The 16,011-nt window shown below is 52.1% G+C and carries 14 protein-coding genes; 6 read left to right on the top strand and 8 right to left on the bottom strand.

Annotation, left to right across the window (positions count from 1 at the left end; translation table 11 throughout):
- Positions 1–29 precede the first annotated feature (29 nt).
- From cpaB to ACYP03_RS06105, 5 genes are all read right to left on the bottom strand, one after another.
- Positions 30–1,052, bottom strand: a complete 1,023-nt coding sequence (gene cpaB / locus ACYP03_RS06085) for a Flp pilus assembly protein CpaB (protein ID WP_248143011.1) — start codon at positions 1,050–1,052, stop codon at positions 30–32.
- Between the two features lie 101 nt (positions 1,053–1,153).
- Positions 1,154–1,663, bottom strand: a complete 510-nt coding sequence (locus ACYP03_RS06090) for a TadE/TadG family type IV pilus assembly protein (RefSeq protein WP_248143013.1) — start codon at positions 1,661–1,663, stop codon at positions 1,154–1,156.
- The gene (locus ACYP03_RS06095) at positions 1,651–2,064 is read right to left on the bottom strand and encodes a prepilin peptidase (RefSeq protein WP_459778874.1); all 414 of its coding nucleotides are present in this window, start codon (positions 2,062–2,064) and stop codon (positions 1,651–1,653) included. Before ACYP03_RS06095 ends, ACYP03_RS06090 begins: the two co-directional genes overlap by 13 nt.
- Before the next feature lie 31 nt (positions 2,065–2,095).
- On the bottom strand, positions 2,096–2,296 hold the full coding sequence (locus ACYP03_RS06100; protein WP_248143016.1) for a Flp family type IVb pilin: 201 nt from the start codon (positions 2,294–2,296) through the stop codon (positions 2,096–2,098).
- 187 nt (positions 2,297–2,483) lie between these two features.
- The gene (locus ACYP03_RS06105) at positions 2,484–3,758 is read right to left on the bottom strand and encodes a sensor domain-containing diguanylate cyclase (protein WP_248143017.1); all 1,275 of its coding nucleotides are present in this window, start codon (positions 3,756–3,758) and stop codon (positions 2,484–2,486) included.
- Positions 3,759–4,153: 395 nt separating this feature from the next.
- On the opposite strand from ACYP03_RS06105, the gene ugpB reads away from it, so the two are divergent.
- From ugpB to ACYP03_RS06130, 5 genes are all read left to right on the top strand, one after another.
- A complete protein-coding gene (gene ugpB, locus ACYP03_RS06110) occupies positions 4,154–5,461 on the top strand; it encodes a sn-glycerol-3-phosphate ABC transporter substrate-binding protein UgpB (protein WP_459778875.1) in 1,308 nt (435 codons plus the stop codon).
- Between the two features lie 69 nt (positions 5,462–5,530).
- Positions 5,531–6,412, top strand: a complete 882-nt coding sequence (locus ACYP03_RS06115; RefSeq protein ID WP_459778876.1) for an ABC transporter permease subunit — start codon at positions 5,531–5,533, stop codon at positions 6,410–6,412.
- Positions 6,412–7,326 carry a sn-glycerol-3-phosphate ABC transporter permease UgpE gene (gene ugpE, locus ACYP03_RS06120; RefSeq protein WP_459778877.1) on the top strand — a complete coding sequence of 305 codons (915 nt, stop codon included), beginning with the start codon at positions 6,412–6,414 and terminating at the stop codon, positions 7,324–7,326. The genes ACYP03_RS06115 and ugpE overlap by 1 nt, the downstream gene beginning before the upstream one ends.
- Before the next feature lie 86 nt (positions 7,327–7,412).
- Positions 7,413–8,495, top strand: a complete 1,083-nt coding sequence (gene ugpC / locus ACYP03_RS06125) for a sn-glycerol-3-phosphate ABC transporter ATP-binding protein UgpC (protein ID WP_330960867.1) — start codon at positions 7,413–7,415, stop codon at positions 8,493–8,495.
- A 42-nt stretch (positions 8,496–8,537) separates the two neighbouring features.
- Positions 8,538–9,314, top strand: a complete 777-nt coding sequence (locus ACYP03_RS06130; RefSeq protein ID WP_248143021.1) for a DeoR/GlpR family DNA-binding transcription regulator — start codon at positions 8,538–8,540, stop codon at positions 9,312–9,314.
- A 36-nt stretch (positions 9,315–9,350) separates the two neighbouring features.
- On the opposite strand, the gene ACYP03_RS06135 is transcribed toward ACYP03_RS06130, so the two are convergent.
- Positions 9,351–10,109 carry a hypothetical protein gene (locus ACYP03_RS06135; protein ID WP_330960866.1) on the bottom strand — a complete coding sequence of 253 codons (759 nt, stop codon included), beginning with the start codon at positions 10,107–10,109 and terminating at the stop codon, positions 9,351–9,353.
- A gap of 311 nt (positions 10,110–10,420) precedes the next feature.
- On the opposite strand from ACYP03_RS06135, the gene ACYP03_RS06140 reads away from it, so the two are divergent.
- Complete coding sequence (locus tag ACYP03_RS06140; RefSeq protein WP_459778878.1) at positions 10,421–11,476, top strand: hypothetical protein; 1,056 nt, start codon at positions 10,421–10,423, stop codon at positions 11,474–11,476.
- 47 nt (positions 11,477–11,523) lie between these two features.
- Here the strand turns inward: ACYP03_RS06140 and ACYP03_RS06145 are convergent, their stop codons facing one another.
- Both ACYP03_RS06145 and ACYP03_RS06150 read right to left on the bottom strand, forming a co-directional pair.
- A complete protein-coding gene (locus ACYP03_RS06145; protein ID WP_459778879.1) occupies positions 11,524–14,652 on the bottom strand; it encodes an efflux RND transporter permease subunit in 3,129 nt (1,042 codons plus the stop codon).
- A complete protein-coding gene (locus tag ACYP03_RS06150; protein WP_459778881.1) occupies positions 14,652–15,728 on the bottom strand; it encodes an efflux RND transporter periplasmic adaptor subunit in 1,077 nt (358 codons plus the stop codon). Before ACYP03_RS06150 ends, ACYP03_RS06145 begins: the two co-directional genes overlap by 1 nt.
- Between the last annotated feature and the right edge of the window lie 283 nt (positions 15,729–16,011).

Below are 16,011 nucleotides of genomic sequence, written 5' to 3' on the forward strand. Positions count from 1 at the left end.
TGTAAAGCGCAGCATTCACTTTCTCCCTGTCAGTGACTGGTGCGAACCAGTGTTCGGTTTTCTCCCTGATAGATTTCTACCCGGGGAGCTGCATAACGGTATTTCACAGGCGCCGGTTTCTTGACTTCCACTTCAGCTTCCCGGTATCCGCCCAATGTTTTCAGCGAAATAACATAGCTGTCATCCGGTTTCCCGGTTTCAACTTCCCGGACTGTCGAATGGCTGGGCGCGGTGAATAGCGCAGTGGGAATCACGGGTGTGATACTGGCTGTTTTCTGAGAAGAGACACTGACTTTGGGTCCCAGCACAGGAACCGGGGAGTGTGCAATCTGGCTTTCAGAGGTTTCTGATGCCACGACAGGGATGGCCTGGTCCTGGGTACCGACCACAGCAAGACGCAGCTGACCTGTATTTTCTGCCAGCAGTAACTGCGGTGTATCGCTGGCAGGGACGGCTAGAACGACAGTTCTGGCCTTATCATTCACGGAAGTTTTTTTGTCGGGCTTTTTCCCGTCAAAACTCAGCTCATCTCCGACTGCCAGCACTTCAACGTTGCTGAGGATCCGGCGGGCGGTACTGTTGATTCCGGACTCTTTATTCGCGCGCAGCAAAAAAATCACATCCACCCGGTAACCCGGATGAAGATGGCCGCCAACAGCAGTCAGCTCACTTGCCTGAATGGCAATCGCGCGATACCCCTGCGGCAGAGACTGGGCAACCGGCAGGTGCCCCTGCAATAAAGCTGACTGGAGACGGGCGCCTTGAACAACAGGCAGTTTCAGTTGCCGGCCGAGAAACGGGGTGATCTCACGAATGTCCAGTGCCGTTGCATCCGTCACCGCCGTTGCAACCAGCATGTCCTCGTGCAGGACTGCGTTCTGCGGAACATCCCGGGCAAAAGTCCACACCGTGACCGCAGGTTTGTCGACCTTCGTTACCGAAGCAGCGGTCTGGGTCGAAGAACGACCGCTCAGACTGACGCCATACCATCCAATGAGTAATGCCAGCACTAACAACACGGCGGCAGCAATTTTTAATGTGCGTCCTTGCATGTTTCCCTCACTGTAACTGACTGACATAACTGAATCCGAACTGAAACAACTGAATCCAAACTAAAACAACATTAGCGCCGAATTACAGCTTCCTTTCAGAATTACAGGCTCAGTGTTGCCGTTGATTTCAGCTCATCCGGAACTGGCAGGCCAAAAGACGGTAAGAAAGGATATTTTTTATAGTTATAGGTGATGGTGACTTTACAGCAAACATTTCCCGGCTCGGTTACATCCACATTGAATAATGAAACAGTCGTATCATTTTCAGCCCAGGTCGTATCCAGACTTTGACCAAATAATTGACCTAATCCAGAATCCGCATCGGTATAGCGTTGAACCACTTCTTTCGCAGACTGTTCTATTTGTGACTTCAGGGTTGCAGTATCACAGGACCCGCCGTAGTAGCAGTTTGAGTCGACATAAGAAATACTGCTTCTCAGTGATTCTTCCGCTGCGTAATTAAACATCTGAACCGAAACAAATATCAGGCTGTATTGTGCAATGGCATAAAGAATCATGAGGATTAAAGGTGTCAGCAGAATCGCTTCTAATGCTGCGGCACCTTGTTGATGTTGCTTTGTTTTTCTGGCTCTGTTCTTTACACAATCCATAGCGACACCACCACTCCAACCAATAAACTTGGTACAAAGGGGGCTTCTTTCTGGTCCCGTGCAAACAGCCACCAGAATACAGCGAAGCAGAGAAAACTATAAAGCAGGATGTTCAGCATAACATCAAACGAGCTGATCACGGATAAAGCCAGTAATATTTTCACATCTGCGGCTCCGAACAATCCTTTATAAAAGAAAGGAAAAGTCAGGAAGCACACGAAAAAAAATGAAACTAAGTTCGTTATTCTCCAATCTGCGAGTTGAATATCAACCTTGCTCAGTAAAAAAAACAAAACGCCAAAAATGAATAAAACAACCAAGAAATTATGAACACGATGCTCCTTTAAATCTTGCACTGAGCACAATATAAGTAAAATAACTAATATGCTTTGTAATATCAAACCACATACTCTAACGATAAATTAACCAGAACTACTGACTAGCACTACTCACAGTTGTAGATAATTTAGTACCGGCTTGAGATATTACCCCTGGTAAATCTAGTGCTATTATGGCCCCAGCAACCACCGCAGCAATTAATACATATTCGATTGCAGATGCCCCTTTTTCTTCATGAATCAGCCGATGAATAAAGTTACTGACATGAATCCAACCCAAAGTCATATATTTCATGTGAATTCCCTCTCTTCAATTCACCATTGCGTGGCCGCAATTTTTACGTCTCTCTGTCTAAAATTTTAGAATCTAAAAAAAAATCTGTGAAAAAAATATCTGTTTTGGTAGGACTTTTTTTTCATAAGTCGTGCTTTTTTATCATCCGGGGCACTTAAAACCATCAGATCGTCATCTTTTTGACGATTCATTTGAGTCCAACGGCCCGTTTCGCCTGCAGATCGACCACCAAGTTCAGTCTGTCTGCACTCTGACTGATCTCGTCCAACTGGGGATCATAATGGGCAAACTGGCGCTTTCCTTTACGTTTCGCCTGATACATCGCCGAATCGGCCAGCTTCAGTAAAGTCTGTGCATCTTTCGCGTTAAACGGATAACGGGCAATCCCGATACTGGCCGACACCCGACACTGGTTTTCTCCGAAGTTGAAGGGTTCTGTCAGCGTATGCAGCAGTTTCTCTGCAATGGCCTCCATCCGGTAAGTCAGCTCTTCATCGTGATCTCCCCAGGGGAGAATCAGGGGCGCCCGTCTGTCCGGCTCATCCTCAAAAATCTTCTCTTTGCTGATCTGATTGATTTTGACTGCGTACTCGCCCAGCGGCACCCAAACCACAAACTCATCACCGCCCAGCCGGAAGACTTCGTCTTCAACCCGCAAACAACCCCGCATTCGTTTTGACGCATGAAGCAGCAAGGCATCGCCCACATCGTGCCCCAGCGTGTCGTTGACCTGTTTGAAGCCATCGAGATCGATAAACATCAGGCCAAAAACTTTGTTGCTCATGTCCGGGGCAGAAAAAGCCGCTTTCAGCACCCGGTTCAGAGCACGAGTATTTGGTAAACCCGTCAGTTTATCCTGCAGCGCAGCCTGTTCCATTTTGCGCTGTCGTTCGATCACATCAGAAATATCGCGCTGCGTTCCGATTAAGCGGGATGCATCATTGATGAGTCCCTGTACCACCAGCTCCAGTACTCGGGGCTGACCGTCTATCGGATCGATCATATCAATGAGTAAAGTCTGCTGTTTATTTTTGCCGGCCAGCTGCTTGAGCCGGAAGACTTTCTCATCGTCGCCGTCTTTCAGCCGGATAATCCAGTCTTTCAGCGACAACCGGCTGCCGACACGAATGCCGTAAAGATCATAAAGATAGGGACTCCACTGAAGCGTGTCATTGCTGACATCCCACTCCCAGACGCCAATCCCGGCCACAGACGTCGCCAGACTCATTCTCTGGTTGGCACGCGCAAGCTCACGATGAATACGGGAACGACGGTATCTTTGTTTCCAGACGAGACTGATCACAGACAAGCCCAAAGACGCCAGAACCAGCACGGCCAGGACCAGCCAGATGACAGGGAATGATACGTGAAGTGAGAACACCTCCAGCCATGAATCCTTGAGGCCAGCAAGGCTGCCAACCTGATCAAAGAAGGATTCCAGATTCAACTTCAACAACTTCATGATCGTCGTACACTTCCATTTGTATCTGATGCTATTTCGCAGGGATCCAGACACATCACGCTTAATCGGCTCTTTCCGGCCGCTTTCACTCGATGGGCAATCAGATTTTCCTGCTGGCGGTAAATCTAACCTAGTTCAAGCTGTTGATGATTTCCAAAATAGCGTGATTAGAATTTCATTTATGCCAGATAGGTATCACTTTTCCGGAGGACAGGCAGACCGAGAAAACTTCGTCAATTCAAAAGCTTTTCACGCGTCATCAAACTGACATCTGCCATCAACATCTCTGCAATAAAACTCACTCACTATACAGCCAACGAAAGCAACTGACTTTCGAACGAAACCCAGAGATACCCGAGTAAGCTTCCATTCACACTGATTAACAGGGAAACAGCATGAATAAGTTAAAGACTGTGCGCGCACTGGTCATGGCCGTTGCAGGTGCCAGTTTTGCCGGCTCAGCATGGGCAACGACCGAAATTACCTGGTGGCATGCCATGGGCGGAGAACTTGGCGAGACCGTGAACCATCTGGCGAAGGAGTACAATGCCTCACAGGATGAATACAAAATCGTACCGGTTTACAAAGGTACTTATGTTGAAACCCTGACTGCAGGGATCGCCGCCTTCCGCGCCGGAGAAGCGCCGAATATCCTGCAGGTCGCAGATGTGGGTGCCGCCACCATCATGAACGCACCGGGCGTCGCCAAACCCGTCCAGGATATTCTTGTCAGTGCCGGATACGACTTTAACAGCAAGGATTACATCGCCGGGGTACGCAACTTTTACGCCGATAATCAGGGCAAGATGATTGGCATGCCTTTCAACAGCTCGACCCCGGTGCTGTACTACAACAAAGACATTCTGAATAAAGTCGGCGTTCAGCCGCCCAAGACCTATGAAGATCTGGAAAAGGTTGCTGCCAGGCTGAAAGACAAAGGCTATGCCGGTTTCTCTCAGTCGCTGACCCCCTGGATTATGTTTGAAAACTTCAAGTCCCGTCATAACCTGCCGCTGGCCGACAGAAACAACGGCTATGAAGGTCCGGCGACCAAGCTGATGTTCAACACGCCGGACATGCGCATGCATTTCCACAAACTCAAAGAGTGGGAAGACAAAGGCTATTACAAATATTACGGTTCAGACTGGGATGCTAACCAGACCCCGTTTGAACGCCAGGAAGTGGCCATGTGGATGGGTTCTTCCGGTTCTTTCGGCGGCCTGCGTAACCGCGTGAAGTTTAACCTGGGAACCACCTATCTGCCCTACTGGGATTCCATCAATCACAATGCCGGCCGTACTTTCATTGGCGGTGCCGCCCTGTTCGCCCTGAACGGACACAGCAAAGTGGAAGAAAAAGGCGTCGCCAGCTTCTTCCATTACCTGACCAAAGCCGACACTCAGGTGTTCTGGCACGAAGCGACAGGCTATGTACCGGTCACTGAAGCCGCTTACGAGCAGGCCAAAGCATCGGGCTATTACAAGAAGCAGCCGGATGCCGAAATCGGCGTGAAACAGCTCAGCCTGCCTGGTGGCGACTGGACCCGAGGCTACCGTTTAGGTTTCTACCCACAGATTCAGCAAATCATGCATCGCGAGTTCGACAACATTTTCGCGGGCACCAGCACCGTCGAAGACAGTTTCGACAAAGTTGAAAAAGAAAGTCAGGTGCTGCTGAAACGTTTTGCCCGCACCGTGAAATAACGTGCCCTCCCCGCAGCGCGGTGACTGACCGCGCTGTGTACTGATTTCTTCACCTTCATTGAGACGACCGTGGAACGCCGACAACAATTCCATCACTCGGGTGTGCCGTATCTGATGCTGGCTCCCCAGATCCTGATCATTACCATCTTCTTTTTCTATCCGGCAGCGCAGGCGGTATATCTGTCGTTCATGCTGGAAGACCCCTGGGGACTGTCCAGTACCTTCATCGGATTCGAAAACTACCAGATGCTGTTCAGCTCAGCGGAATACCTGAAATCCATCGGATTTACGCTGCTGTTTTCATTCACCGTTGCCCTGCTGTCGCTGGCCCTGGCACTCTTGCTGGCTGTGAAAGCCAACAACATCCGACGCGGGCAGAGCGGTTACAAAGTGACACTGACCTGGGTTTACGCAGTCGCTCCCGCAGTCGCCGGTATCATGGGCAGTTTTCTGTTTAACCCGCACTTCGGTACCTTTACCGACATGTTCGCAATTTTTGGCTGGGATTTCAGTTACCAGACCAGTGCATTTGATGCCAGCTTCGCCTTGATCATTGTTTCGGTCTGGAAGCAGGTATCCGTGAATTTCGTCTACTTTCTGGCGGGTCTGCAGTCGATCTCGCATTCCGTCCGCGAAGCTGCGGAACTGGACTGCCCGTCCGACCGGCGCCGGTTCTGGACCATTACGTTCCCATTGCTGGCACCCACCGGTTTCTTCCTGCTGGTGATCAATCTGACTTATGCCTTCTTCGACACCTTCGGCATCATCGACACCATGACCTCAGGCGGCCCAGGCGGCAGTACCACCACCATGGTCTACAAAGTCTTTCAGGATGGTTTCATCGGCGCCGACTTAGGCGGCAGCTCAGCCCAGTCCGTCGTCCTGTTGCTGCTGGTGTTAGCACTGACTTACTTCCAGTTCCGTGTCATAGAACGAAAGGTACATTACTGATGCACACGACTCAGACAAGCCGGATTCCGGCAATTCCGACAAAGAAACAACACGAGAATCGTTCGGTTTCCCTGCACCGCAGTCAATGGCTGGATCACCTGATCCTGCTGGCCGGCATGGCGTTCATGCTGGTGCCGGTCTGGCTGATCTTCGCCAGCTCAACCCACGATCCGAACACCATCATCAGTGATGGTCTGCAATGGCTGCCGGGAGACCGCTTTCTCTCTGTCTATCAGGAAGCCTGGCAAAGCAGTATCGGATTCAGCCAGGACGTCAATGCCAGCACCATGATTATGAACTCCATGATCATGGGACTGGGGTTTGCCATCGGTAAAATTATCATCTCCATGCTGGCAGCCTACGCACTGGTTTTTTTCCGGCTGCCTTATGCCAGCCTCTGGTTCGGGCTGATCTTCATCACCCTGTTACTGCCGCTGGAAGTCCGGATTATCCCGTCTTATGAAGTGGTGGCGAACCTTGGCATGCTGAACTCCTATACCGGACTGATTCTGCCGCTGATTGCTTCTGCAACCGCAACATTTTTCTTCCGTCAGTTTTTTAAAACAATCCCGGATGAACTGCTGGAAGCCGCCCAGCTCGACAATGCCGGTCCCTGGCGTTTTCTGGTAGACATTCTGCTGCCCCTGTCTAAAACCATGATGGCGGCCATTTTTATCATCATGTTTGTGGTGGGCTGGAACCAGTATCTGTGGCCGATCATGATCACCACGGATGAGGCCTACAACACCATCGTCATGGGGATCAAACAGATCCTGAGCAACATTACCGAGTCCCGCCAGCCGCGTTACGACTACGCCTTCGCCATGGCCATCCTTGCCATGCTGCCCCCGGTACTGGTGGTTGTCATTTTTCAGCGCTGGTTCGTCAAAGGGCTGGTGGAATCCGAGAAATAACCGGCGGGAGACAGTGTCTCCTGCCCTGCCAATCACGAAAAACATGATCACAAGACATGTTCACAAGATATGAGCACGAGAAAAGCATGCTGAAACTGAATCAATTAATCAAAACTTACGAGAATGGCCATCAGGCAGTCAAAGGGATCAACCTGGATGTGAAGGCCGGTGAGTTTATCGTGCTGGTCGGGCCGTCCGGCTGCGGAAAATCCTCCATTCTGCGTTCCATTGCCGGGCTGGAAGCCATCACCAGCGGCAGTATTGAACTCGACGGTCGCCGGGTCGATCCGATCAAACCGGCCGCACGGGATATCGCGATGGTATTCCAGAACTATGCGCTCTATCCGCACATGACGGTTTACGACAATCTGGCCTACGGCCTGAAAAACCGGGGTGTCGAGAAAAGCCTGATTGACAGCAAAATCCGCCGCGTGGCAAACACGCTGAAAATTGAAGATTACCTCGACCGGAAACCCGCCAAACTGTCCGGCGGCCAGCGCCAGCGGGTGGCGATGGGACGTGCGATAGTTCGTGACCCCAAGCTGTTTCTGTTCGACGAACCGTTGTCGAATCTGGATGCCGCCCTGCGCGCCCATATGCGGCTGGAAATCAAGAAACTGCAGCGCGAACTCGGGGTCACCAGTGTATATGTCACCCATGATCAGGTCGAAGCCATGACCCTGGCGGATCGCATTGTGGTCTTAAATCAGGGCAACATCGAACAGGTGGGTACCCCTTCCGAAATCTACCACCAGCCACAAAGCGAATTTGTCGCCGGTTTTATCGGCAGCCCGGCCATCAACCTGTTACCGGCAACCCTTTCAGGCGGTCAGCTGGTTCTGACCAACGGTCAGATTTACAGCCTGCCGGCGTATGCCCACCTGCCGGACCAAAGCATCAAAGTCGGGATCCGTCCGGAGCAGCTCAGTCTGGCAACCGATACACACCCGCTTCGGTTAGAGCTGGACGTTCAGGTTGTCGAACCGCTGGGTCCGAATCAGCTGGTCCACGGTCAGTTACTTGGCCAGATGTTCACGGCAGTGACACCGGAACAGCCGCTGGCCTTACATCAGTCGCTGGCAATTTATGTCGATCCGGACAAACTGCATCTGTTCGACAGTCAGGGGCAACGCCTGTTACCTGCAACACCACAAGCAATCGCCAGTTAAGTCAGCGTGTTGGCCAGCCATCAGGCTGGCCCTGGAGTTCAAGTGAAACTATCTTCCCGCCAGCAGGCAATTCTCGACCATCTGCAACAGCATCCGGGGGTGCTTTCCAGCAACACCCTGGTGGATCAATTTCAGGTCTCAGTTCAGACCCTGCGTAAAGATTTCAATGAACTTGATGCGTTAGGGCTGGTTCGTCGGGTCCACGGTGGCATTCTGCTGCCCGGCAGCCAGGATAATCTGTCATTTGCCAATCGTGACACCTTGCATTCCGGTGCCAAACAAGCCATTGCACGGCTGGTGGCCAGCTGCTTACCCGAAGGATGCAGCCTGTTTCTCGGCATTGGTACCACCCCCAAATATGTCGCGCAGGCCCTGCTCGACCATCCGGGCCTCACGCTGGTCACCAACAATATTCAGGCGGCCCTGACACTCAGCCTCAACCCTAACGCCACCATTCACCTGGCCGGAGGCATGCTCAGAGCGAAAGACAAAGATACGGTCGGGGAAGTGACCACTGACTTTTACCGCAGCTTCCAGATTCAGTACGGAATCTTTGGCGTTGGCGGGCTAGGACAACAGGGGGAACTGCTGGACTTCAGCCCGGAAGAAGCCGCCCTCTCCCGCGCCATCATCAGCCAGAGCGAACAATGCTGGCTGGTTGCCGATACCAGCAAACTGGGTCGCTATGCGCCAGTGATCAGCGGCCAACTTCATGAAATGGACGCCATGTTCATTGATCAGCCCGATGCGGCCATTGAAGCGCTCTGCAAACAGTATGAGGTTCATCTGTGGACGGCGGCAAACGGATTTACAGTGTAAAAGCAGCCCCTTTTACCGAAAGATACCAGATTCGTTTTATTGGACAGATCCCCCTGAAGGGCGCTTGAACTGCGCATATTCCCGTACGATTCGAGTTTGGATCGGTGCATCCGCCTGAATGTCTTGTAAGCTCATTTTGTATTCCATGCCATCACCACAAAATGCCGTAATGTTCCACCCTTCATATCTGGCCGCAGAGCGGACACTCGGACATATTTTTCGGGCGACCAGACGCTCTGCGAATGTCTCAATCAGTTGCTGTTCAGCATCATCCATGGCCCTGATATTCTGATACCTGATTCTTGCTTTCATATCCGGGAAGTCAGAGACAAGCTTCACATCAGATGCGGGGAGCGTATACACCTTGCTGTGGCCAGTACTTTTATCCACATAGATGTAGTCTCCGGCAAACGCGCTGTCTTCTCCGGCCAGATAAACTGCCGAATAAAAAGAAGGGGTGGTTGGCCAGGATACCGTCATCACATGATTGCCTACCTGTTTTGAACTTTGCTTCACTGATTTCTCTTCCCCAATATACAAATAGGGGCGCTCACGAATCAAATCATAGTTTTTGAATACACGATCGATTTTTTCCAACCGGGCAGAATACTCTGCATCACTTTCCGGTTGGTGCACAATCTGAAAATCATTCTGATCAAGTGGCGTTGCGCTGATCAAGGGCGATTGATTCATCATAAAACGAGATAATTCCAGCTTGTCCCCCAAAAGGCTATCTATCCCATATAAGACGCAAAGACTCCCAATCAAGACCAACAAATTTTGATTGATTTTCACACATACTCTCCCAGACACAGTAAAACTGACATGCGCTCTATTACCCAATGGCATGGCGGCTTTCATGCGAAAAGATTAAATCTGATTCATATCCCCGCAACCATGCATCACTGCCTGCGGAATAAATGTGTCCGACATTACATCTCGCCCGTCCTCAGAAGCATTCATTCGACAAATTTATCTCGGAATAATCAGAAGCTCTGTTGAATGAAGCAAAAAAGCATTCCCAATCATGCTGACAAAGCATATGAATACAGATCCATACTTCTGTTTTTGAATACGAGCCACCCACATCTTTGAAAGGAATCCCGATGACTCATTTTAACCAACCGAAGCATCCGCGTATTCTCCGCTCAATCGTGAGTACCGCCTTCATCATTCTGATATCAACTGCTCAGGCGAACCCTGTTTTTGAGGATACCGTCTTCAGCTCTGAACAGAACCTGACCCAAACCGGAAAAGCCCTGAAGGAAAAAAAAGCCAAGAAACTGACCCTTGATTGCTCCAAAAGGCCCGAAGCCTTGAAACACATCATCGAAAACAAATTCTGGCCGATCGATCAGCTCAATCTCACCATCTCCGGCCAATGTCGTGGGCCATTGAAGATTGCTCAAACTCATCTCAGCATCTCCGGCGATGCCGTTCACGGAGCGTCGATTGTGGTGGATCAGCCGCAAGACACCAGTGCCATCGTGATTCAGTCGGCTGTTGTCACACTACGAAATGTCCATATCAACGTCCCGATTGACGTCCCGGCCTTACTGGTAAAAGCCAATAGTAATGTCGCTTTGGATCAGATCACCACCAATGCCATCAGCTCGACAGACACACCTTTGGAGCAGTTTACCGTCAGTGAAAACAGCACTCTCTATCTGACCAGAATGTCAGGCAGTCATATCCGGGTGTCGAAAAATTCATTTGCTGATTTTCAGCAAGAGAATCAGGATTTAACTTTGAATGTGACGGACACTTCTTCCGCCCAGTCCAGCACGCCAAACCAATTTACAGCGGTACAAGTCTCGGGCAACGGCTATTTTCTGGCGGATCAGGGCACACGCATCCAAACCCTGATGATCTGGAGTAAGGCAGCCGTGGATATCAATCAACAAAGTTCAGTCGGACATTTAATGATGGGGGGACAGACGTATTTTGCAGCATTCAAAAATTCCTCAATCACAGGCCCTTATGATCTCTGGGGGAATGTGGTATTTGAATTAGAACACGCCACGGCAGAGAACTGGAAAGCAGTGAATCAACCTCACTCAATTATTTCAGGCAACAATGCCACCGTGAATGGCATCCTTTATCCGGGGTGGTCCTGGACCGGGCAGGATGGCAACGAATCAGGTTCCCAGCCGGCTCAATAAGAAGACGTCAACCTGCAACAGTTCCTACTGTTGCAGGTTCACACCACTCACCCCCGTCGCTTTTTCCTGAGCAGTACCGTATTGTCCTCGGCCAGTTCTTTCTCCAGCTGGCGGGTCACAAATTCCGGACTATTGGTGTGACGCGCCAACAGGTGGTACACCACAGGGATGACCAGCAGGGTAAAACAGGTGGCCACCAGAATCCCGCACAAGACCACAATCCCGATCACCAGCCGGGTTTCTGCACCAGCACCAGTTGCGAGAATCAGCGGCACCGAACCGGCCGCTGTCGTGATCGCCGTCATCAGAATCGGGCGAAAACGGATACAGGCGGCGTCTATCACAGCCGCTTCATAAGCGATGCCCTGATCGCGCAGCTGATTGGCAAATTCCACAATCAAAATCCCGTTTTTTGCCGCCAGCCCGACCAGCATGATGATGCCGATTTCGGAGTAAATATTGAGGGTCTGCCCGGTAAAATACAGCCCCAGCAAGGCCCCAAAAGTCGCCAGAGGCACCGTCAGCATAATCACGAAGGGATGGATATAACTTTCAAACTGCGCGGCCAGCACCAGAAAGACCACAGCCAGCGCCAGCGCAAACACAAATAGAATCGAATGGCTGGCAGTCTGAAAATCCTGCGACGGACCTTTGTAGTTCACAACGGCATCCACGGGCAGATACTGTTTCACCAGCCCGTTCAGATAGGTCAACGCTTCGCCCAGTGTGTAATTGTCGGCAAGATTCGCCTCAATCGTGACCGCCCTGATCCGGTTAAACCGGTTCAGGGTCGGGGCATCGGCATATTCAGTCACCGTGACCAGATTGGACAGCGGGATCAATTCGCCATGGTGACGGGAGCGTACATAAAGGTTGCTCAGATCCTGTGGCGTATTCTGCCGCTCAGGCTGACCTTCAATCAGGACATCATATTCCTCACCCCGCCATTCGTACCGAGTCACCACACGGGAGCCGAGCATAGATTCCAGCGTCTGGCCGATTTCTGTCACTGAAACCCCCAGATCCCCGGCCCGCTCGATATTGATGTTTACTCCCAGCAACGGCTTGGTTTCCTTGTAATCATGATCCAGTCCTTCCAGGCCCGGATTCTGCGCCGCTTTTTCCATGATGATGTCCCGCCATTCGGCCAGCTGCGCATACGTACCGCCGCCAATCACAAATTGGACCGGCTTATTGACCCCGCGGCCGAACGGCTGTCGCATCACCGCAAAAGCAGAAACGCCAGCCAGATCATGAAGCCGCTGCTGAATATCCCGAATAATTACAAATGCATTGCGACGTTCCGCCCAGTCTTCCAGCACCACAATCGCGAATCCGTTGGAAAAATCTTCCAGAAGTCCCCAGCCCCGGGGGGCCCTGACCAGCAGCCGCATAATTTCACCGCTGTCCACCAGAGGCATCAGCCGGTGCTCAATTTCATTCATGTAGGGCTGCATGTATTCATAGCTGGCACCCTGCGGTCCGTTGATCAGAATAAACATTGCTCCCCGATCCTCTCGCGGCGCAAATTCACTCGGAATCCGGGTTGCCAGCCACACGCTGCCGGCCAGCATCAGTCCCAGCATGATGAGAGTCAGCGCAGGTCGTTTCAGGCCATGAATCAGGGTGGTGCGGTAAAATACGGTCACGGCCGCCAGCACGGCACTGACCTTTCGGACCAGCCAGGGTTCCCGGTCAACCGGCTGCATGATTTTCGACCCCATCATGGGCGTCAGGGTCAGTGCAACCAGCGAAGACAGCAAAACCGCGGTACTCATGGCTACTGAGAACTCCCGGAACAATTTGCCCAGATCGCCTTCGAGAAAACCGATCGGCAGAAAGACGGAAATCAGTACAACCGTCGTCGCAACGATAGCAAACCCGACCTGCCGGGCCCCGAGAAAGGCGGCCTTCAGCGGTGATTCTCCCAGCTCGATCCGGCGGTGAATGTTCTCCAGCATGACGATGGCATCATCGACCACAATCCCGATTGCCAGAATCAGTGCCAGCAGCGTCAGCAGGTTGATGGTGTAGCCCAGCGCATAGAGGATAATAAAGGTCCCGATCAGCGACACCGGCACGGTCAGCGCCGGAATCAGCATCGCCCGGATGCTGCCCAGAAACAGATAAATCGTGATGATCACCAGCAGCAGCGCAATAAAAAGGGTTTTGTAGACTTCATCAATTGAGGCCTGGATAAACACCGAGGAATCATAAGACTCCTTAATTTCCATTCCTTCCGGCAAAGTCGGGTTCAGCTGAGCCACCAGCGCATTCACCGATCGCGCCACAGCCAGGGTATTGGCCGTCGACTGCCGGTTAATCCCCAGTCCGATCATGTCCTGCGTGTTACCGCGGAACATGATTTTCTCTTCCTCTGCAGCCAGTTCAACCCGGGCAACATCCCCCAGCCGGATCAGATAGCCGTCATCCCCGACGCCAATGACCAGCCGGGAAAAATCGTCCGGCGCCAGAAAACTGCGCTGTGTCCGAATCGAAAACTGTCGCTGCGCCGATTCAATCGAACCGGCCGGGAGCTCAACGTTATCGGCTCGGAGTGCATTCTCAACATCCGTCACGGTGAGCTGACGTGATGCCAGTTTCTGCCGGTCGATCCAGATCCGCATGGCATACTCTTTCCCGCCTCCGATCCGGACAGCCGCCACGCCATCAAGCACCGAAAAGCGATCGACCAGATACCGGTTTGCGTAATCGGTCAGCTCAAGTGTATCCATCCGGTCGGAAACCAGATTGAGCCACATGATCACTTCCGAATTGCCTTCCGCTTTCTGGACTTCCGGCGGGTCGGCCTCATCAGGCAGATTATTCAGAATCCCGGAAATCCGGTCGCGGACATCATTGGCCGCAGCATCAATGTCCCGGCCAATACTGAATTCCAGCGTGACATCAGAACGGCCGTCACTGCTGGTGGAACTGATGTTGCGGATCCCTTCAATGCCGGAAACCCGATCTTCCACAATCCGGGTGATCCGGCTTTCGACAATCGCTGCCGAAGCGCCCCGGTAATTGGTCGAGATCGTCACTATCGGTGGATCAATATCCGGATATTCACGCAGCGGCAACCGGTCGTACGCGACCAGACCAAAGGTGATCAGCAGTAAACTGATCACCGAACCAAAAACAGGACGCCGGACAGCCAGATCAGTCAGGAACATCAGCCCGCTCCCCGGTAAGTAAAATGCTCCTCAGACTGGGGGGTCACCTTCTGTCCCGGGCGCACTTTCTCCATCCCCCGGGTAATCACCCGTTCACCTTCAGAGACTCCACTGAGGATCTCCACCGCACCGCGGCTGCGGATACCCAATTGAACCAGCCGCTGCTCCACCACGTTTTCGCCGTTCACAACCATCAGGAAATGATCGGCCTGACGCGGCACAATCGCTTCTTCCGGGACGACCAGCCCGTCACGGGCTTCCACGGTCAGTGCCAGCGTCATCAGCATCCCGGGACGGAGCAATAATTGCGGATTATCCACTCTCGCCCGGATTTCAACAGCGCGGGTCTGCGGATCGACCCGGCTGTTAATCCCCGTCACCTTGCCGGAAAAGAGCTGATCAGGAAACGCAGCAACCTGACCGTTAACCAGTGCACCGGGGCGGATTTGCCCCAAAAAACGTTCCGGGACCGAAAAGTCGAGTTTGACCGTATCCAGGGCATCCAGCGTCGTCACCACCATACCAGGTGTCACCAGCGCTCCCTGGCTGATCTGACGAAATCCCAATACGCCGGTAAAAGGCGCCACAATCGTGCGGGCATCCAGCTCGGCCTGATTCTGTGCCAGAATGGCTCTTGCGACCTCAATGCCGGTTCTGAGCTTATCCAGCTCCGAGCGGGCCATGGTATTTTGCCTTACCAGTCCCTCGATCCGGTGATACTCCCGTTGCTGCTCATTCAGATTGGCCAGCGCAGCCCGGACTTTGGCCTGTTGCTCACCGGAAGTCAGCGTCACCAGCAGAGCCCCGGCTTTCACCTGCTCACCATCTTCAAAATGGACCTGCTCAACTTTTTCGGTGACTTTCGCTGTGATTTGAACAGACTCCCGGGATTTCACGGTTCCCAGCGCTTCGACCTGGCGGGCGACATTTTGTCGTACAACCGGCTTTACCACGACATTGGGCGCGGGCCGCGACGACCTGATCTGGGTCAGTGCATTGCGTTGGTATTCGGTGTACCCGATCCCCAACACCAGCGCCAGCAAGAAAAGCATGCCAACGGCCAGGGTGACTTTCATCCATGTGCTCCTGTAAACCGAGCCAGAAGTGAAGAAAATAGGAACTTACGCCAATCTCAGTAAGTATAGCCAGCCGCTATTTATTGACGTCACGTCAATTGAGAACGGCCCACGGCTGTGCGATGGACAAGAAAATGAAAAACGCCAATCCGACGAGTTTACAGTGTAAACCGCACCGGCATCTTGAATTCGTCGGGCGACAGAGCGAAGAAAAACGGTGTTTCAGAAACAGGCTTCAATGAACAGCAACGGAAAGATGATCAAGGGGAAAAAGAGTGAATGG

The sequence above is a fragment of the Photobacterium sp. R1 genome (assembly GCF_054600795.1).